General features: G+C 64.7%; 15 protein-coding genes and 2 pseudogenes. 10 read left to right on the forward strand and 7 right to left on the reverse strand.

Annotation, left to right across the window (positions count from 1 at the left end):
* The first annotated feature begins 43 nt into the window (after positions 1-43).
* Positions 44-922 (forward strand): carboxylate/amino acid/amine transporter, encoded by an 879-nt coding sequence (locus CR917_RS09255; RefSeq protein WP_104572196.1) that lies wholly within the window; start codon positions 44-46, stop codon positions 920-922.
* Here the strand turns inward: CR917_RS09255 and CR917_RS09260 are convergent.
* Complete coding sequence (locus tag CR917_RS09260; protein ID WP_043864145.1) at positions 863-2164, reverse strand: mechanosensitive ion channel family protein; 1302 nt, start codon at positions 2162-2164, stop codon at positions 863-865. The genes CR917_RS09255 and CR917_RS09260 overlap by 60 nt on opposite strands.
* Positions 2165-2306: 142 nt before the next feature.
* On the opposite strand from CR917_RS09260, the gene CR917_RS09265 reads away from it, so the two are divergent.
* Entirely contained in the window at positions 2307-3635 is a 1329-nt protein-coding gene (locus tag CR917_RS09265; RefSeq protein WP_104572197.1) for a DEAD/DEAH box helicase, read from the forward strand.
* A 74-nt stretch (positions 3636-3709) separates the two neighbouring features.
* Here the strand turns inward: CR917_RS09265 and CR917_RS09270 are convergent, their stop codons facing one another.
* Entirely contained in the window at positions 3710-3979 is a 270-nt protein-coding gene (locus CR917_RS09270; RefSeq protein WP_043864143.1) for a hypothetical protein, read from the reverse strand.
* A gap of 128 nt (positions 3980-4107) precedes the next feature.
* On the opposite strand from CR917_RS09270, the gene CR917_RS09275 reads away from it, so the two are divergent.
* Complete coding sequence (locus CR917_RS09275; RefSeq protein ID WP_043864142.1) at positions 4108-4503, forward strand: hypothetical protein; 396 nt, start codon at positions 4108-4110, stop codon at positions 4501-4503.
* A 143-nt stretch (positions 4504-4646) separates the two neighbouring features.
* Positions 4647-5531 carry a DMT family transporter gene (locus tag CR917_RS09280; RefSeq protein WP_370409175.1) on the forward strand — a complete coding sequence of 295 codons (885 nt, stop codon included), beginning with the start codon at positions 4647-4649 and terminating at the stop codon, positions 5529-5531.
* Here CR917_RS09280 and CR917_RS09285 read toward each other — a convergent pair.
* Positions 5479-6654, reverse strand: coding sequence for an MFS transporter (locus CR917_RS09285; protein WP_104572198.1), 1176 nt, complete (start codon positions 6652-6654; stop codon positions 5479-5481). The two genes, CR917_RS09280 and CR917_RS09285, sit on opposite strands and share 53 nt — an antisense overlap.
* Positions 6655-6758: 104 nt before the next feature.
* Here CR917_RS09285 and CR917_RS09290 point away from each other — a divergent pair, with 104 nt between their 5' ends.
* The gene (locus CR917_RS09290; RefSeq protein WP_088514513.1) at positions 6759-7658 is read left to right on the forward strand and encodes a LysR family transcriptional regulator; all 900 of its coding nucleotides are present in this window, start codon (positions 6759-6761) and stop codon (positions 7656-7658) included.
* 111 nt (positions 7659-7769) lie between these two features.
* Positions 7770-7895 carry a PA1414 family protein gene (locus tag CR917_RS27920; protein ID WP_286900691.1) on the forward strand — a complete coding sequence of 42 codons (126 nt, stop codon included), beginning with the start codon at positions 7770-7772 and terminating at the stop codon, positions 7893-7895.
* Between the two features lie 490 nt (positions 7896-8385).
* Here CR917_RS27920 and CR917_RS09295 read toward each other — a convergent pair whose 3' ends face one another.
* Positions 8386-9765 carry a sodium:solute symporter gene (locus CR917_RS09295; protein ID WP_054914933.1) on the reverse strand — a complete coding sequence of 460 codons (1380 nt, stop codon included), beginning with the start codon at positions 9763-9765 and terminating at the stop codon, positions 8386-8388.
* A 138-nt stretch (positions 9766-9903) separates the two neighbouring features.
* Positions 9904-10854 carry an agmatinase gene (gene speB / locus CR917_RS09300; RefSeq protein ID WP_043864136.1) on the reverse strand — a complete coding sequence of 317 codons (951 nt, stop codon included), beginning with the start codon at positions 10852-10854 and terminating at the stop codon, positions 9904-9906.
* 223 nt (positions 10855-11077) lie between these two features.
* Between speB and CR917_RS09305 the strand changes: the two genes are divergently transcribed.
* From CR917_RS09305 to CR917_RS09315, 4 genes and pseudogenes are all read left to right on the forward strand, one after another.
* On the forward strand, positions 11078-11971 hold the full coding sequence (locus CR917_RS09305) for a LysR family transcriptional regulator (RefSeq protein WP_043864135.1): 894 nt from the start codon (positions 11078-11080) through the stop codon (positions 11969-11971).
* Between the two features lie 136 nt (positions 11972-12107).
* A pseudogene (locus CR917_RS28015) lies at positions 12108-12389 on the forward strand (PAS domain-containing protein); the annotation flags it as partial.
* 786 nt (positions 12390-13175) lie between these two features.
* A pseudogene (locus tag CR917_RS28020) lies at positions 13176-13673 on the forward strand (methyl-accepting chemotaxis protein); the annotation flags it as partial.
* 76 nt (positions 13674-13749) lie between these two features.
* Positions 13750-14343 carry a tRNA-uridine aminocarboxypropyltransferase gene (locus tag CR917_RS09315; protein ID WP_058541545.1) on the forward strand — a complete coding sequence of 198 codons (594 nt, stop codon included), beginning with the start codon at positions 13750-13752 and terminating at the stop codon, positions 14341-14343.
* 6 nt (positions 14344-14349) lie between these two features.
* Here CR917_RS09315 and CR917_RS09320 read toward each other — a convergent pair whose 3' ends face one another.
* Complete coding sequence (locus tag CR917_RS09320) at positions 14350-15705, reverse strand: HlyD family type I secretion periplasmic adaptor subunit (protein ID WP_043864132.1); 1356 nt, start codon at positions 15703-15705, stop codon at positions 14350-14352.
* Between the two features lie 11 nt (positions 15706-15716).
* Positions 15717-17870 (reverse strand): type I secretion system permease/ATPase, encoded by a 2154-nt coding sequence (locus CR917_RS09325; protein WP_043864131.1) that lies wholly within the window; start codon positions 17868-17870, stop codon positions 15717-15719.
* Between the last annotated feature and the right edge of the window lie 5 nt (positions 17871-17875).

Consider the following 17875-nt stretch of genomic DNA (forward strand, 5'->3'; position numbering starts at 1 on the left):
TGGTCAACCGCTAAGGTCGCCGCCTGCATATCAGGGGGCATACATGGGCTACTTATTGATCGTCGCGCTGATCCAGGCGTTTTCCTTCAGCCTGATCGGCGAATACCTGGCCGGGCATGTCGACAGCTACTTCGCGGTGCTGGCGCGGGTACTGCTGGCCGGCCTGGTGTTTTTGCCGTTGACCCGCTGGCGCAAGGTCGAGCCGCGCTTCATGCGGGCCATGCTGCTGATCGGCGCGTTGCAGTTCGGCATCACCTATGTGTGCCTGTATTTGAGCTTTCGTGTGCTGAGCGTGCCCGAAGTGCTGCTGTTCACCATTCTTACACCCTTGCACGTGACCCTGATCGAGGATGCCCTGAACCGGCGCTTCAACCCGTGGGCACTGGTGGCCGCACTGGTGGCGGTGGGGGGCGCAGCGGTGATTCGCTTCGACCGCATCAGCCCGGACTTCTTCATGGGCTTTGTGCTGCTGCAACTGGCCAACTTCACCTATGCCGCCGGTCAGGTGCTGTACAAGCACCTGGTTGCCCGTTACCCCAGTGACCTGCCGCACTACCGACGCTTCGGCTACTTCTACCTGGGCGCCCTGCTGGTGGTGCTGCCGGCCTTCCTGCTGTTCGGCAACGCGCAACATTTGCCCAGCACCGACGTGCAGTGGCTGGTGCTGCTGTTTCTGGGATTGTGCCCGACGGCGCTGGGGCTGTACTGGTGGAACAAGGGCGCCTGCCTGGTTTCAGGCGGCACCCTGGCGGTGATGAACAACCTGCATGTGCCGGTCGGGCTGATGCTCAACCTGCTGATCTGGAACCAGCACGAGCCGCTGGGCCGGCTGTTCATCGGTGGTGCGGTGATACTGGCCTCGCTATGGCTCAGCCGACTCGGTGCTCAACGCCCGTTGCTCGCGAACGGCACCGGCCGGTAGCAGCCCGGCGCGCAGGTCGCTGCCGCTGGGTTGCTGGTACAGGCCCAGACCGAACTCGGGCATCACGGCCAGCAGGTAGTCGAAGATATCGCCCTGGATACGTTCATAATCGGCCCAGGCGGTGGTGCGGGTGAAGCAGTAGATTTCCAGGGGCACGCCCTGGGCGGTGGTCTGCATCTGACGCACCATGCAGGTCATGTTCGGCTGGATGTCCGGGTGGCTTTTCAGGTACGCCAGGGCATAGGCGCGGAAGGTGCCGATGTTGGTCATGCGCCGGCGGTTGGCCGACAGCGCTGCCACAGGGCCCTGGGCTTCGTTCCAGGCCTGCAGTTCGCTGCGCTTGCGGGTCATGTAGTCGGTGAGCAGGCGCACCTTGCCCAGGCGTTGCTCTTCTTCATCGGTCAGAAAGCGCACGCCGCCAGCATCTATGAACAGGCTGCGCTTGATGCGCCGACCGCCGGCCTGCTGCATGCCACGCCAGTTCTTGAACGATTCGGACATCAAGCGCCAGGTGGGGATGGAGACAATGGTCTTGTCGAAGTTCTGCACCTTGACCGTGTGCAGGGTGATGTCCACTACGTCGCCGTCGGCGCCCACCTGGGGCATCTCGATCCAGTCGCCGACGCGCAGCATGTCGTTGCTGGTCAGTTGCACGCTGGCCACGAACGACAGCAGGGTGTCCTTGTACACCAACAGGATCACCGCCGACATCGCACCCAGGCCCGACAGCAGCAGTAACGGCGAGCGGTCGATCAGGGTGGCGACGATGATGATCGCGCCGAACACGAACAGCACCATCTTGGCCAGTTGCACATAGCCCTTGATCGAACGGGTACGCGCATGTTCGGTGCGGGCATAGATATCGAGCAGGGCATCGAGCAGTGCACTGATGGCCAGCACCAGGAACAGGATGGTGAACGCCAGCGCCACGTTGCCCAGAAAATGCTGGCTGGTGGCGCTGAGCTCCGGCACCAGCTTGAGGCCGAACTGCACCACCAGCGAGGGCACCATCTGCGCCAGGCGCTGGAATACCTTGTTGTGCAGCAGGTCATTGAGCCAGTGCAGGGCTGGCTGGCGGCTCAGCAGCCGGACGGCGTGCAGGATCATGAAGCGTGCCACACGCCCCAGTACCAGGGCGGCCAGCAGCAGTACCGCCAGGCCCAGGCCGGCGTGCAGCAGCGGGTGCTGATCGAGGGTGCCCCACAGATCCAGGGCGTTTTGCCAGAACAATTGAATATCCATGCCGTAGTAAAGGTGTCCGCAAAAAGAGTGGAAGTGCAATTAGAACGCGGAAAGTCGTGACAACGCCAAAAGAAATTCGGCGTGAGCGCCGGAAAACGTTACCCTATATGGCTGAATTTCTGCACTTGCCCGAGGTACACCCGTGTTTTCCCAATTCGCCCTGCACGAACGCCTGCTCAAAGCCGTGGCCGCACTGAACTTTGTCGAGCCCACGCCTGTGCAGGCGGCGGCCATCCCCCTGGCGCTGCAAGGGCGTGACCTGCGGGTGACGGCGAAAACCGGTAGCGGCAAGACCGCCGCCTTCATGCTGCCAGTGCTCAACCGCCTGGTGGACCTGAAGCAGAGCCGTGTCGAGATCCGTGCCCTGGTGCTGCTGCCGACCCGTGAGCTGGCCCAGCAGACCCTCAAGGAAATCGAGCGTTTCGCCCAGTTCACCTACATCAAGGCCGGCATGATCACCGGTGGTGAAGACTTCAAGGAACAGGCCGCCATGCTGCGCAAGGTGCCGGACATCCTGGTCGGCACCCCGGGGCGCATGCTCGAACACCTCAATGCCGGCAACCTGCACCTTGAACATGTGCAGGCGGTGGTGCTGGACGAAGCCGACCGCATGCTCGACATGGGCTTTTCCGAAGACGTCGAGCGTCTGTGCAACGAGTGCGCGAACCGCGAGCAAACCCTGCTGTTCTCGGCTACCACTGGCGGTGCCGGCCTGCGCGACATGATCGGCAAGGTACTCAAAGACCCCGAGCACCTGATGCTCAACACCGTCAGCCAACTCAACGACGGCACCCGCCAGCAGATCATCACCGCCGACCACAACCAGCACAAAGAACAGATCGTGCAGTGGCTGCTGGCCAACGAGTCCTACCAGAAGGCAATCATCTTCACCAATACCCGGGTGATGGCCGACCGTATCTACGGTCACCTGGTTGCCAAGGACATCAAGGCATTCGTGCTGCACGGCGACAAGGACCAGAAGGACCGCAAGCTGGCCATCGAGCGCCTCAAGCAGGGCGGCGCCAAGGTGCTGGTGGCGACCGACGTCGCGGCCCGTGGCCTGGACGTGGACGGCCTGGACCTGGTGATCAACTTCGACATGCCGCGCAGCGGCGACGAATATGTACACCGTATCGGTCGTACCGGGCGCGCCGGCAACGAAGGTCTGGCAGTGTCGCTGATCTGCCATGGTGACTGGAACCTGATGTCGAGCATCGAGCGCTACCTCAAGCAGAGCTTCGAGCGCCGCACCATCAAGGAAGTCAAGGGCACCTATACCGGGCCGAAGAAGGTCAAGGCGTCGGGCAAGGCCGCCGGGGTCAAGAAGAAAAAGACCGACAAGAAGACCGACAAGAAGGTGGTGCCCAAACGCAAGCCGACCGCCAAGCCCAAGCCCAATGCTCCCTCCCTGGTGAGCCAGGACGGCATGGCACCGCTGAAGAAGCGCAAGCCGGCACCGGCTGCCGAGTAAGGTTGCAGGGCCTATTCGCCGGCAAGGCCGGCTCCTACAGGAGCTGTCTTGCTAGCGAACGCGTCATCCTCGATTCAGACTTTCTTCTCTGCCGCCTTCAGTTCCTGCATGCGCTTGTCGATCAGCTGGCATTTGTCCGGCAGGTCCTTGCTCTCGGTTCCCAGCTTCATCCCCTGTAATTCTTCATTGATCTCCTTGGCCTTCTGCGGGTTCTGCTCCGTCAGTTTGCTGACCTCCTTGGCCAGCTCCTCGCGCTTCTGCGTGGCCTCTTCCAGCGTGCAGGCCCAGGTGGGCACGGCAAATAGAAGGGCAGCGGCAGCGGTGATGCTCATCAGCGTTTTCATGGTCGGACCTCGTGTTCCATTACGGGCGAAGGTGTTCGGTGGAGGGCTGTGCCGGCCGGAAAGTTCAGTCGAACCGCTGCCGCGCGCGCCTGTCACACCCTTACATCCCCTTGCTGGAGGTTGGACCGATGAGCACTACCTATGACTGGGACCTGATGGAGCGCCTGCTGCACGAAGTGCAGAACGGCGCCGGCCACAGCTTTACCCCGCGCCCGTATGCCGAGCAGCATGCTGCCGGCCTGGCTGCCAAAGGCGATGCAGTGCCGGAGCTTGATCATCTGAAGACCAAGGCCTGCGAATACGAGAAGCTGCTGTTCGAGCGCGGCTTTATCGAGACGCGCCCTGAAGAGGAAGGGGGCAATGGCGAGAACTTCGTCCTTACCCAACGAGGCTCGCGCCTGCTCAGCCTTATCGACAGCGCAATCCCGGGCAATGATCATCCGCGCCAGGTGTTGAACGAGCAGGCTGATGCACTGGATGAGGCGACCTTCGACGAAGTGGCGTCAAAGGCACAAATCGCCTGATCGGGCTGGTAATCGCTGGCAGCAGGCCCTGATAATCGGCGCTGGATCCACTATTGCCGAGAGCCTGCCATGCCGTGCCGCGATAATGGGGGTCGCCCTTGAGCGCCCTTCGTAAGAATACCGACACCTTCGCTCTGCAGGTCATGCTGGGCCTGTGCCTGATCTGGGGCATCCAGCAGGTCATGATCAAGTGGGCCGCGCCGGACATCGCACCGGTGATGCAGGCCGCCGCGCGCTCGGGCATCTCGGCACTGATGGTCGCGTTGCTGATGTGCTGGCGGGGTGGCTGGGAACAGCTGGGCACCACCTGGAAGGGCGGTCTGCTGGCCGGTTCGCTGTTCGGCCTGGAGTTTCTGCTGATCGCCGAAGGGCTGCAACTGACGTCCGCGGCGCACATGTCGGTGTTCCTCTACACCGCGCCGGTGTTCACTGCGCTGGGGCTGCACTTCATGCTGCCCAGCGAGCGCCTGCGCCCGCTGCAGTGGCTCGGCATCCTGCTGGCGTTCGCCGGCATTGCCGTGGCCTTTGCCGGCGGACTGTCGCTGGACAACCTCGATGGGCGCATGCTGCTGGGCGATGCGATGGGCGTGATGGCCGGCATGGCCTGGGGCGCGACCACCGTCGTGGTGCGGGCTTCGCGCCTGTCGGAGGCACCGGCTACCCTGACCCTGTTCTACCAGCTGATGGTCGGCTTCGTCGGCCTGCTGCTGATCGCGGTGCTGACCGGGCAGGTCGGCCATGTGACGCTGACCGCCACATCGATCAGCAGCGTGCTGTTCCAGGCGGTGGTGGTGTCGTTCTTCAGCTACCTGACCTGGTTCTGGCTGCTGCGTCGCTACCTGGCGTCCAACCTGGCGGTGTTCTCGTTCATCACCCCGTTGTTCGGGGTGACGTTCGGCGTGTTGCTGCTGGGCGAGCCGTTGAGCCTGAACTTCATCCTGGGCGCCGTCTGCGTGTTGCTGGGCATTACCCTGGTCAGTGCCGAGCAGTGGGTACGCAGGCGTCTGCGGCGCCTGCTCGGCCAGTAGCCGGGCGCAACAGCAGGGCCCCGGCGATGATCAGGCCGCTGGCGGCCACTACCAGCGCCGGTTGCAGGCTGGCGCTGAACTGATTGCTCAACGCCGCCAGCAGCGGGCCGCTGAGTTGGCCGAGGGCGAAGCAGGTGGTCAGCAGGCCGGCATTGCGGTGGGTGGCGTGGGGGGCCAGTTCGCGCGAGCGCTGCATCACCAACTGCATGCAGGCCAGAAACGGCGTGCCGCACAGCAGTACACCCAGCGCCAGGCCGGCGCCGCTGCCCAGCAGGCAGGCCAGTACCCCAGCGGCCTGCAGCCACAACGTTGCCATCAGCCAGCGCGCCGTGCTGCCGTGGTGCGGGCGGCGCAGGCTGACCAGCACCACACCCATGGCGGCAGCCAGGCCGAAGGCCGGCCAGAACAGGTCGGCCAGCCACTGGCCGTGAAAACGTGCGCTGGCCATCTGTGACATGAAAGTGGCCGGAATGATGTATCCCACCCCGTACAGTGCATAGATCAGCCCCAGCCGCCCGATGCCGGGTGTCGCACCCTGCGCGGTGGCCTTGTGCGCGGGCACTGGTTGCGGGTGTGGCAGCGTGGGCTGGATCACCAGCAGCATCAGCAGCGCCACGGCGGCGTAGATCAGCCACAGCGGTGCCGAACCCAGGCCCTGCAGATTGGCGCCCAGTGCCAGCATCCCCGTGAGCAGGATACCCATGCCAGGGCCGGCGAACACCAGTGCGCCAAGGCGCGGTTGCCGGCTTTGAGCGGCCAGGTGCTGGGTCATGCCGGTGAGCGTCACCACCACCCACGCACTGGCGATGCCGGTGCCCAGGCGCAGCGCCATATGCGGCCAGAACCCGTGAGCCCAGAACGAGGCCAGAGTCAGCAGCACACACAGCCACAACCCGGCCAGCAGGCGCCTGCGCACCTGGGCGGGGCGGTGCGCGAACATCGCGTCGAGGGCGCCGAGCAGGTAGCCCAGGTAATTGGCGGCGGCTACCAGCCCGGCGGCGGTCAGGCTGATCTGGCCTTCGCTGATCAGGTGCGGCAGTTGCGGGGTGAGGGCGAATCGGCCGATGCCCATGGCCATCATCAGGGCAACGAAGCTGGCCAGCAGGCGCATTGTCGAGGACATGGTCGGGTTCCTGTGCGATGAGCGTTGACCGTCAGGCTACTGCGGGTTGACTTTCATAAAAATTGAATAATGATGAGGAACTTGTTCTGCTTTGGAGAATTGCTGTGGAGCTGAGTCAACTGCGCATCTTTCAGGCGGTCGCCGAAGAGGGGTCGATCACCCGCGCGGCCGAGCGCCTGCACCGCGTGCCCTCCAACCTGTCCACGCGCCTGCGCCAGCTGGAAGAGCAACTGGGTGTGGAGCTGTTTCGGCGCGAGCGCCAGCGCCTGCAGCTGTCGCCGGCTGGCAAGGTGCTGCTGGACTACAGCGCACGCATGCTGGCGTTGCATGACGAAGCCTTTGCGGCGGTTCAGGGGGGCGAGCCGGCGGGGAATTTCGTGCTGGGCAGCATGTACAGTTCAGCGGCCATTCATCTGCCTGAGCTGCTGGCGCGCTATCACCGAGCTTACCCGGCGGTGAACCTGCAGGTGCAGACCGCCCCCAGCGGCGAATTGCTCGAAGGGCTGCTCAGCGGGCGTCTCGACGCGGCGCTGGTGGATGGACCGCTGGCCCTGGCCGGGCTCGACGGGGTGCCCTTGTGCGAGGAGACCCTGGTGCTGCTCACCGAGGCCGACCACCCGCCGGTGCACAGTGCCCGGGACGTGGCTGGGCGTGCGGTGTTCACGTTTCGCCAGGGATGCTCGTACCGCATGCGGCTGGAGGCCTGGTACGCCCATGATCGTGCGGCGATGGGGCGGGTGATGGAAATCGAATCGTATCCCAGCATGCTTGCCTGCGTGATCGCCGGGGCGGGTGTGGCGTTGATGGCGACCTCGATGCTTGAAAGCCTGCCGGGCCGTGAACGGGTCACGGTGCACCCGTTGCAGTCGCCGTTCGACCAGACCACCACCTGGCTGATGTGGCGCAAGGGCATGTGCGGGGCCAACCTGAGTGCCTGGATAGCGGTGCAGGAAGCGGTGAAGGGGCAGGTGAGCGATGATGCCGAGGTGGCCCTGCGTGCCTGACTGAAATCAATAGAGAAGTTTTTACCCGGGCGTGATGCTGCACATGGGGCTATGATGAGTTTGTAGCGCCGCCGCCGTACTTCGCGCGCAGATGACCCGTGAGGGGGAGTTATGAGAAACGATCTGTTCAACTGGCTCCACGACCTGGCTGTGGCATTGGGGCTTGTCCCGCCACCCATGCAGCCTGTACCGATCCCTACCGATGAGGAGCAACGCAAACGCCAACCTCGGCGCTAGCGTGCTGCTGAAACCGACGCATTGCGCAATGCGTCGGTATTCTTTTGCGATTTTTCAGCCGTCCCCATTCCCACAAAATCTCTGAAAGGCTTTGGCTTTGGCTTTGGCTTTTGATCTTCCCGTCCCCCAGGAGGCCGAATGGAACCTGCGCGTAGTGGCGTGGAGGGCCATGGATGGCCCGTAAAGCGCCGATGGGCAGGGATGCCCGTTCGGCGTGGCCCCACGGAGCGTGGGTGGAATGAGGGGACCCGTAGCGAAGCGTAGGGCCGGGTGATGGACGGGAGCGGTTTTGCTTACTTTTTCCAAGAAAAAAGTAAGCCGCTGTAAGAGCGGAAGGGGCCCTTGCTGGCTGCATCCATGCTGGATAAGCCTGCGCTTTCCGATGTTACAGAGCCTATTGCTGACCCAGGCGTGTTGCTGCCTTCGCGGGGCAAGGCCCGCTCCTACAGGTCGTCCATGACCCTCCGCCCCGCTACCCGGGCGGGGCGTCCTATGCCAGATTCACCGCGCCCATCGGCCGACGCGACATCAAACTCACCACCACAAAACTCACCAACCCGATCGCCAGGCTGTAGTAGATCGGCGTATTGGCATCCATCCCATCCTTGAACATGAACACCAGCGCCGTCACGAACCCCAGCCCCATGCTGGTGATTGCCCCGGCCGTGGTTGCACGCTTCCAGTAGATCGCCCCGATCAGCGGCACCAGCATGCCGCCCACCAGCAGGTTGTACGCCAGGGTCAATGCACTGATCACATCCACTACCACCAGCGCGATCCCCAGCACCGCAATACCCGTAAGCAAGGTAAACAACCGGTTGATGCCAAGGCTCGACTGCTTGCCGCCACGCAGCTTGGGCAGCAGGTCTTCGGTCAGCACCGTGGAGGCAGCCAGCAAGCCGGCACTGGCGGTGGACATCATCGCCGCCAGGGCTGCGGCAATCACCAGCCCACGGATGCCGTCGGGCAACGCTGACTTCACGATCGCCGCAAACGCATTGTTGGCATTGCCCAGGTCAGGCAGCAGCACATGCGCACACATGCCGATCAGGGCACACACCAGGCCGTAGATCACGCAGTACACACCGGCCGTGGTACCGGCCCGCTGGGCGACTTTTTCGTCACGGGCAGTGAACACGCGCTGCCAGATGTCCTGGCCGATCAGGATGCCGAAGAAGTAGATCAGGAAGTAGGTGATGATGGTGTCCCAACCAATGGTGGTCAGGTTGAAGCTGGCAGCCGGCAGCTTGGCCACCAGTTCGTCCCAGCCGCCCACCCGGTACAGGCAGATCGGCAGCAGGATGAACATCAGGCCCACGGTCTTGATCACGAACTGCACAATGTCGGTCAGGGTCAGCGACCACATGCCGCCAATGGTCGAGTAGACCACCACCACGCCACCACCGAGCAGGATGGCGCCCCAGAACGGCAGGTCGAACAGCACCTGCAGCACGGTGCCGATGGCCAGGGTAGAGGTCACGGCGATCATCAGGGCGTAGGCCAGCATGATCACGGCGCTGGCCTGGCGGGCCATGGGGTTGTAGCGCTTTTCCAGCACCTGGGTCACGGTGAAGATGCGCAGGCGCAGCAGCGGCTTGGCCAGGAACAGGTTCAGGGCAATGATGCCCAGGCCCAGCGCGGCGCACAGCCAGAAGCCGGAAATGCCGTGCACATAACCCAGCTTCACGGTGCCGACGGTAGAGGCGCCGCCCAGCACGGTGGCGGCCATGGTGCCCATGTACAGGCTTGGGCCCAGGTTGCGCCCGGCCACCAGGTAGTCTTCGTGGGTCTTCGCGCGGCGCATGCCGAACCAGCCCAGTACCAGCATGCCGGCGGCGTATATCAGTACAACGAATATGTCCAAGGCCATGGGGTGTCTCCGATTATCTTTATTATGGTGAGATCGATCGCCGGTGGCGTGCGCCAGGCGTCATTCATCCGCAAGCGGGCCGCGTGTACGGCCCGCCGAAAGGCTCCATCCGGGGGTGAAACTCCAGGCCGATGGCCGTTAGCGATGCGCTACGCCAGGCAGAACACACAACATTTCGTACAACAGGTTGGCGCCGAGCAACGAGGTGTTGCCGGTGGTGTCGTAGGGCGGCGAGACCTCCACCAGATCGCAACCGATCAGGTCCAGCCCCTGGCAGCCACGGATGATCTCCATCGCCTGGATGGTGGTCAGGCCACCGATTTCCGGGGTGCCGGTGCCCGGTGCCCAGGCCGGATCGATGCCGTCGATGTCGAAGCTCAGGTAAACCGGACCACCACCGACCTTTTCACGCACTTCGGCCATCAGTGGCTCCAGCGACTTGTGCCAGCACTCCTCGGCCTGCACCACGCGAAAGCCCTGCTTGCGGCTCCAGTTGAAGTCTTCGGCGGTGTAGCCCTGGGCGCGCAGGCCGATCTGCACCACGCGGTCGCAGTCCAGCAGGCCTTCTTCGACGGCGCGACGGAAGGTGGTGCCGTGGGCGATCTTCTCGCCGAACATGTGATCGTTGACGTCGGCATGGGCATCGATGTGCACCAGCCCGACCTTGCCGTGCTTCTTGTGGATCGCGCGCAGGATCGGCAGGGTGATGGTGTGGTCGCCGCCCAGGGTCATGGGGATCACGTCGTGCTCGAGGATCTCGTCGTAGGCCTCTTCGATGATGCGCACCGCGTCGAGCAGGTTGAAGGTGTTGATTGCCACGTCGCCGATGTCGGCGACCGACAGCGAGTCGAACGGGGCGGCGCCGGTGGCCATGTTGTACGGGCGGATCATCACGGATTCGGCACGGATCTGGCGCGGGCCGAAGCGGGTGCCGGAACGCAGCGAGGTGCCGATGTCCAGCGGGATGCCGATGAAGGCAGCGTCCAGGCCGGCGGCGCTGGGCAGGTGGGGAAGACGCAGCATGGTGGCGATGCCGCCGAAACGCGGCATTTCGTTGCCGCCCAGTGGTTGGTGAAGAATCTTGTCCACGGTCGGGCCTCACGGTTTGGATTGTTCTAGTTGTTGGAACCTGTCCGGCCACCCTGCGAGCAGGTGCAGCAATGCGCGAGGACAGGTGCATTGGCGCAGAGTCTGCAAAAGGTAGTGCGCCAAGAGAATCGCTACAGGCAAATACTTACTTCAGGTTTTCATGAACTAATGGCGATCAGCGGGTAGACTGGCGCGTATTCGTTGCCCTGTTGGAGCCCTTGCCATGGCCTCGGCCCTGCCTGATCTGAAATTGCTGCGCATCTTCGTCAGCGTGGTACGCCACCAGGGCTTCGCCAATGCCCAGCGCGAGCTGAACCTGTCCACGTCCGCCATCAGTACCTACATGAGCCAGCTGGAGTCGGCGCTGGGTATCGTGCTGTGCCACCGTGGGCGCGGCGGCTTCAGCCTCACCAGCAAGGGCGAACTGTTCCATCAGGAGACCCTGCGCCTGCTGGCCGAAATGGACGGTTTCGAGCAGTACGCGGCGGCGCTCAAGGGCGAGCTGCGCGGCACCCTGAACCTGGGGGTGATCGACTCCACGGTCGGCGATCGCGCATTGCCGCTGGCCGACGCCATCGGTGCCTATAGCCTCGAACACCCGGCCGTGCACCTGCACCTGTCGGTGTCCAGCCCCTACGAACTGCAACTGGGGGTGCAGGACAACCGCCTGGACCTGGCCATCGGCGCTTTCTCCACGCGCATGAGCGGGCTGGTGTATCAGCCGTTGTACCGCGAGCAGCATTGGCTGTACTGCAGCAACCGGCATTCGCTGTTCACCGAGCGGCGCATTCCCGAACAGGTGATCACCCAGCAGCGCATGGTCGGTCGCGGCTACTGGAGCCAGGCCGAACTGGCCCGCCATGGCTTCAAGCACAGCGCCGCCACGGTCGAGAGCATGGAGGCACAGCTGATCCTGGTACTGTCGGGGGCCTACATCGGCTACCTGCCTGAACACTATGCCCAGGCCTGGGTGGACAAGGGCGACCTGCGGGTGCTGTCGCCGGCGACCTTCGGCTATCAGGCGCCGTTCTCGCTGATCATTCGCCGGGGCCGCAGCCGCGAACCCTTGATCCAGACCTTTCGCGACCGCCTCAAGGCGCAGCTCACGCCGGCCTGACCGGATGCGCATGAAAATCTTTTGCGCAAATAGAAGAAAAATCCTTCAGACAAGCCCTACAAGCCCGTAAATGCTCTGCTAAACCTGTTCTTGCTTGTTGAAAATTCCCAACATCTTCCAAGCAGGGATCGCCGAGATGCGTACGAATCTGCCCGTCACTGAGCATGAAAGAACTTTCCCGAGCGATCAGCGCCTGATATCCACCACCGACCTCAACAGCCGCATCACCTACTGCAACGACGCCTTCGTCAGCATCAGCGGTTTTACCTACGACGAACTGGTGGGCCAGCCCCATAACCTTGTACGCCACCCGGACATGCCGCCCGCGGTGTTCGGGCACATGTGGGACACCCTCAAGCAAGGCAAGCCCTGGATGGGGGTGGTCAAGAACCGCGCGAAGAACGGCGATTTCTACTGGGTCAGTGCCTACGTGACGGCCATCTACGAGGATGGCCGTATCAGTGGCTACGAGTCGGTGCGCTCGGTGCCCACCCCGGACCAGATCCGTCGAGCCACGGCGTTGTATGCACGCTTGCGCCAGGGCCGGGGCGCCATGTCCTGGGCCGCGCGTGCAGCGGTGCAACTGGAGCTGGGCTGGCCGCTGGTAGGGGCGGCGCTGCTGTCGGCCGCCGGCTACCTGTGGCTGCCCCAGTACGCGGCGCTGGGCGTGTTGATGGCCAGCCTGCTCAGTGCCTGGTACCTGATCGAGGCCCATCACGACCGGATGATCCGGCGTACCCTGGCCGAGCACCCCAGGGCCTTCACCAGCCCGCTGGTAGCGCTGACCTACAGTGACAACCGGGGCCTGCAGGGGCAGTTGGACCTGGCGATCATCAGCGAGGAAGCGCGCCTGCAGACCGCGCTCACGCGGCTGGTGGACGCCGGCGTCGGGGTCAAGGCACGGGCCACGCAATCGAGCGACCTGTCCGGGGCCCAGGCGCAGATGCTCGACCGCCAGCGCTGCGAGACCGACCAGTCGGCGGCCGCCATTGCGCAGATGGCGGCAACCATCCAGCAGGTCACCCACAACGTGCAGGACACCGCCACGGCGGCGTCCGATGCCGACCAGTTGGCCCGCCAGGGCAGCGACCTGGCACAACGAAGCCTGCAGGCAATGGGCAGCATGGCCGATGCGGTGACCGAGATCGGCCAGGCGGTGAACGAACTGGCCGGGCAAACCCAGTCCATCGGCAGCGTGGTGGATGTGATCACCTCGATCGCCGAGCAGACCAACCTGCTGGCGCTCAATGCCGCCATCGAGGCGGCGCGGGCCGGCGAGCAGGGCCGCGGTTTTGCCGTAGTGGCCGACGAGGTGCGGTCGCTGGCGCAGCGCACGCGGGTCTCGACCGAGGAAATCCACCAGATCATCGCCAGCCTGCGTGCCGGGGCCGAGCGGGCGGTGAGCAGTGCCAGCCGCGGCGAGCAGATCTCGCGTGACAGCGTGCACAGTGTCGAGGCCGTGCAGACCGCGCTGGTGGGCATCAGCCAGGCGGTCAGCCGCATCACCGGCATGAGCCAGCAGATGGCCACGGCGTCGGAACAGCAGAGTCATGTGGCCGAAGACATCAACCAGCAGATCACGCGCATCGCCCAGCTGTGCGACCACAGCGCCGGGCAGGCCAAGCAGGGCGCCGAGATCAGCCAGGACCTGCAGCGCATGGCCGACTACCTGTACAGCCTGGCCGAACGCTTCAATCGCTGAATCCGCGCGTTTGACCCAGGGCGGTGAGGTATTTCGCGGGCCTGCTGTGGCACACTTCGCGCCCCAGGAGAACCCGATGTCCAGAATTCACTGCGAGCGCTGCCTGCGCCCACAAACCCATTGCCTTTGCGCGTTGATCCCCCGCCTGGACAGCCGCACCCGTGTACTGCTGCTGCAGCATCCCAGCGAAGTGAACCATGCCTTGAACACCGCCAGGCTGGCGGCGCTTGGCCTGCGCAATGCCGAGTTGCGGGTGGGCGAGGTGTTCGAGGATCTCGAGCAGTGGCTGACGCAGCCGGGGTATCGCACCGGCCTGTTGTTCCCGGGTGAGGGCGCGCAGGCGCTGCAGGCTTATGCTGGCGATGAGCGACCGTGGTTGCTGGTGGTGCCCGACGGCACCTGGCGCAAGGCGCGCAAGTTGCTGCATGTGAACCCTTTGCTGGCAACGTTGCCACGGGTCACGCTGGGGGCGTTGCAGCCGTCGCGCTACCGGTTGCGCAAGGCACCCGGGGAGGGCGCCTTGTCGACCATCGAGGCAGTGACGCAGGCGTTGAACGTGCTGGAGGCGCCGGCGCTGTTCGATGCGCTGCTGCGGCCGTTCGATGCCCTGATCGAGGGGCAGATTGCGGCGATGGGGCAACAGACCTACGAGCGCAACCACCTGCGTTGATGGGCGCTAGCGCTCGCGCAACGCCTCGGTGCGTGCCTTGAGCACCGGCTTGAGCAGGTAATCTAGCACGCTCTTGTGGCCGGTGATGATGTCCACCGTGGCGGTCATGCCCGGGATGATCAGCAACGGTTTGTTGTCCCCCCCCAGGTGGTTCTTGTCGGTGCGCACCTGGATCAGGTAGAACGCGTTGCCCTTGTCGTCCGTCACCGTGTCGGCGCCGATCAGCTCCAGCTTGGCCTTCAGGCCACCATAGATCGTGTAGTCGTACGCACTGAACTTGACCATCGCGGTCTGCCCGGGGTGCAGAAAGGCCACGTCCTGTGGGCGCACCTTGGCCTCGATCAGCAGGTTGTCTTCCAGCGGCACGATCTCCAGCAGGTCGCTGCCCGGCTGCACCACACCGCCAATGGTGTTGACCTTGAGCAGCTTGATGATGCCGTGCACCGGCGACACCACGGTGGTGCGGGTGACGCGGTCATCGATGGCGATGCTGGTGGCGGTGATCTTCGAAAGCTCGGTGCGCTTGTCGTTGAGTTCCTTGGCCGCCTCCGAGCGAAAGCCTGCCTCGGATTCCTCGATCTTGCTGCGGATCTCCGCCGCCGCCGCTTCGGCCCGCGGAATCGCCAGGCTGGTGGCGTTCAGCGAGCCGCGAGCCTCCACCGCGCTGCGCTTGAGGCGCAGGATCTCCACCGGCGAAATCGCGCCGGTGCCCACCAGCGGCGTGGACATGTTCAGCTCTTGCTGCAGCAATGCCAGGCCCGAGCGGTACTGCTCCAGTTTGGAGCGAAACTCGGCCAGCTCCTGGGTTTTCTGCCGCAGTTGCTCGTTGAGCGTCTGTTTCTCGCTGGTGAGGCGGCGCTGGCGCGACTGGTACAGCGACAGTTCGTCCTCGGCCACCTGCGGGGCCTTGCTGCGTACCACCTCCGAAAGCTGGAAGGGGCGACCCTCGGCCTCGGCGGACAGGCGCTCGACCTGCGCGGTCAGGGCATAGCGGTCGGCTTCGCTTTCGCCCTTGTTCGACAGAAAGCGCGTGTCGTCCAGGCGCAGCAGGGTGTCGCCCTTGTTCACCATCTGCCCCTCGCGCACGAAGATCTCGGTGACGATGCCGCCCTCCAGGTTCTGGATCACCTGCACCTTGCTCGACGGGATGGCCTTGCCTTCGCCCATGGTGACTTCATCGAGCACCGCGAATTTGGCCCACACCAGTGCCACCAGCAGCAAGCCTGCCGCCAGCCACACGGTGATGCGCGACAGGCGGGGCGAGTCCTGCAGCGTCGCGCCGGCCAGGTCTGGCATGTACTCGCGTTCGGCAGTCTTGCCGAAGCTGCGGATGTAATCGCCCAGGCCGGACAATGCAGACATGCTGATACCCCTCAGAGTGCAGAGCCGACACGGCCCTTGCGCAGTGCGTCGATGACCGCGTCCTTGGGCCCGTCGGCCACCACCTTGCCGTTGTCCAGCACCACCAGGCGGTCGACCAGGCTGAGCATCGAGGTGCGGTGGGTGACCAGCAGCAGGGTCTTGCCCTGCACCCAGCCGTGCAGGCGCTGGCGCAGCTGGTCTTCGCTGCTGTTGTCCATATGGCTGGTGGGTTCGTCGAGGATCAGGATCGGCGGTTCCAGCAGCATCGCGCGGGCCAGCAGCACGGTCTGGCGCTGGCCGCCGGAGAGCAGCATGCCGCGCTCGCCCACCGGCCGTTCGAAGCCTTGCGGGTGCTGGCGGGCCAGTTCGCTCACGCCGGTCATCTCGGCCACTTCGAGCATGCGCGCATCGCTGACGTAGCGTGCGCCCAGGGTCAGGTTGTCGCGCAGGCTGCCGGCCAGCAGCGGCAGGTCATGGGCCACGTAGCCGAGCTGCTGGCGCAGGTCGGCGATGTCGAGCTGGCGCAGGTCGAGGTTGTCGAGCAGGATCTGCCCCTCTTCGGGTTCGTAGAAGCCCATCAGCAGGCGTGCCAGGGTGCTCTTGCCCGAGCCGCTGCGACCGATGATGCCGATGCGCTCGCCCGGCTTGACCGTGAAGCTCACGTTGTCCAGCGCTGCGGCGTTCTGCCCGTTGTAGCGGAAGGTCACCTGGCTGACCTGCAGCGCGCCGTGCAACTGGGTGCGCTCCAGGGTCTGCTGGCCGGCAGGGCGTTCCTGGGGCAGGGCCATCAGCGCGTCGGTGCTGTGCATGGTCAGCTGGGCCTGCTGGTAGCGGGTGATCAGCCCGGCGATCTGGCCCAATGGTGCGAGCACGCGGCTGCCGAGCATGTAGCTGGCCACCAGGGCACCCACGCTGAGGTTGCCGGCAATGATGCTGTACACCCCGGCGACGATGGTGGCCATGCCGCACAGCTGCTGGATGAACAGGGTGCCGTTGGTGGCCAGTGCCGAAAGGTTGCGCGCCTGTACGTCGAGGCGGGTGAGGGCGCCGTGGGTGCTTTCCCACTGGTGCTGGCGCTCGCTTTCGGCCCCGCAGGCCTTGAGGGTTTCCAGGCCGCCCAGGGTCTCGATCAGCAGCGCCTGGCGCAGCGCGCCCAGGCTCAGGCTTTTTTCCACGGTATCGCGCAGGCGTGCCTGGATGAACAGCGCAAAGGCGATGGTGATCGGAAAGGCCACCAGCGGAATCACCACCAGCCAGCCGCCCAGCAGGCCGATCACCAGCAGCATCAGCACCACGAAGGGCAGGTCGATGACGCTGGTCAGGGTCACCGCCGTGAGGAATTCGCGCAGGCCCTGGAAGTCGTGGATGCTCTGGGCGAAGCCGCCGATGGTGGCCGGGCGGGCCTTCATCGACATGCCGGTGATGCGCTCGAACAGGGTGGCCGACAGGATCAGGTCGGTCTTCTTGCCGGCCTGGTCCAGCAGGTGCGCACGCACCACGCGCAGCACCAGCTCGAACAGGGTGCCGAGCATCAGGCCGATGACCAGCACCCACAGGGTGGAGGTGGCCTGGTTGGGCACCACCCGGTCGTAGGTCTGCATCACGAACAGCGGCACCATCAGGCCCAGCAGGTTGATCAGCAGGCTGGCCAGCAAGGCGTCGCTGTAGAGCCAGCGCGACTGCTTGAGGGTGTCACGGAACCAGGCGTTGACCCTGGGCAGCAGCGGTGTGCGCAGGTCTTCGACCTCGTGGCGCGGGCGTGCGAACAGGGCCTGGCCGCTGTAGACGTCGGCCAGCTCCTGGCGGCTGACCCACTGCTCGCCGCCTTCGGCTTCACTGGGCAGTATCAGGGCCTGGTCGTTCTCGCCCCAGCGCCGCAGCACGGCGCTGCGGCCATCGGCAAGCAACAGCAGCACCGGCAGGTTGAGCGCCGAGATCGCGCCCAGCTCGCGGCGCAGTACCCGTGCCTGCAGGCCGGCCCGGGCCGCTGCGCGCGGCAGCAGGTCGAGGCTCATGCGTTGTTCGGCCAGCGGCAGGCCGGCACACAGGCTGCTGCGACTGACCGCAGCGCCGTGCAGCTTGCACAGTATCAGCAGCCCGTCGAGCAACGGGTCATCGAAGCTCTGGCGCGGGTCGGCGGTGCCGGCCGGCTGCATGCTGGTCATGGGCG

The sequence above is a fragment of the Pseudomonas sp. BRM28 genome (assembly GCF_002939405.1).
GTDB classification, from domain to species: Bacteria; Pseudomonadota; Gammaproteobacteria; order Pseudomonadales; family Pseudomonadaceae; genus Aquipseudomonas; species Aquipseudomonas palmensis.

Bases quoted from the DNA above. Each gene is read 5' to 3' on its own strand.
- CR917_RS09255 (WP_104572196.1), top strand. From the start codon at position 44: ATGGGCTACTTATTGATCGTCGCGCTGATCCAGGCGTTTTCCTTCAGC.
- CR917_RS09260 (WP_043864145.1), bottom strand. From the start codon at position 2,164: ATGGATATTCAATTGTTCTGGCAAAACGCCCTGGATCTGTGGGGCACC.
- CR917_RS09270 (WP_043864143.1), bottom strand. From the start codon at position 3,979: ATGAAAACGCTGATGAGCATCACCGCTGCCGCTGCCCTTCTATTTGCC.
- CR917_RS09275 (WP_043864142.1), top strand. From the start codon at position 4,108: ATGAGCACTACCTATGACTGGGACCTGATGGAGCGCCTGCTGCACGAA.
- CR917_RS09280 (WP_370409175.1), top strand. From the start codon at position 4,647: ATGCTGGGCCTGTGCCTGATCTGGGGCATCCAGCAGGTCATGATCAAG.
- CR917_RS09285 (WP_104572198.1), bottom strand. From the start codon at position 6,654: ATGTCCTCGACAATGCGCCTGCTGGCCAGCTTCGTTGCCCTGATGATG.
- CR917_RS27920 (WP_286900691.1), top strand. From the start codon at position 7,770: ATGAGAAACGATCTGTTCAACTGGCTCCACGACCTGGCTGTGGCATTG.
- CR917_RS09295 (WP_054914933.1), bottom strand. From the start codon at position 9,765: ATGGCCTTGGACATATTCGTTGTACTGATATACGCCGCCGGCATGCTG.
- CR917_RS09305 (WP_043864135.1), top strand. From the start codon at position 11,078: ATGGCCTCGGCCCTGCCTGATCTGAAATTGCTGCGCATCTTCGTCAGC.
- CR917_RS09315 (WP_058541545.1), top strand. From the start codon at position 13,750: ATGTCCAGAATTCACTGCGAGCGCTGCCTGCGCCCACAAACCCATTGC.
- CR917_RS09320 (WP_043864132.1), bottom strand. From the start codon at position 15,705: ATGTCTGCATTGTCCGGCCTGGGCGATTACATCCGCAGCTTCGGCAAG.
- CR917_RS09325 (WP_043864131.1), bottom strand. From the start codon at position 17,870: ATGACCAGCATGCAGCCGGCCGGCACCGCCGACCCGCGCCAGAGCTTC.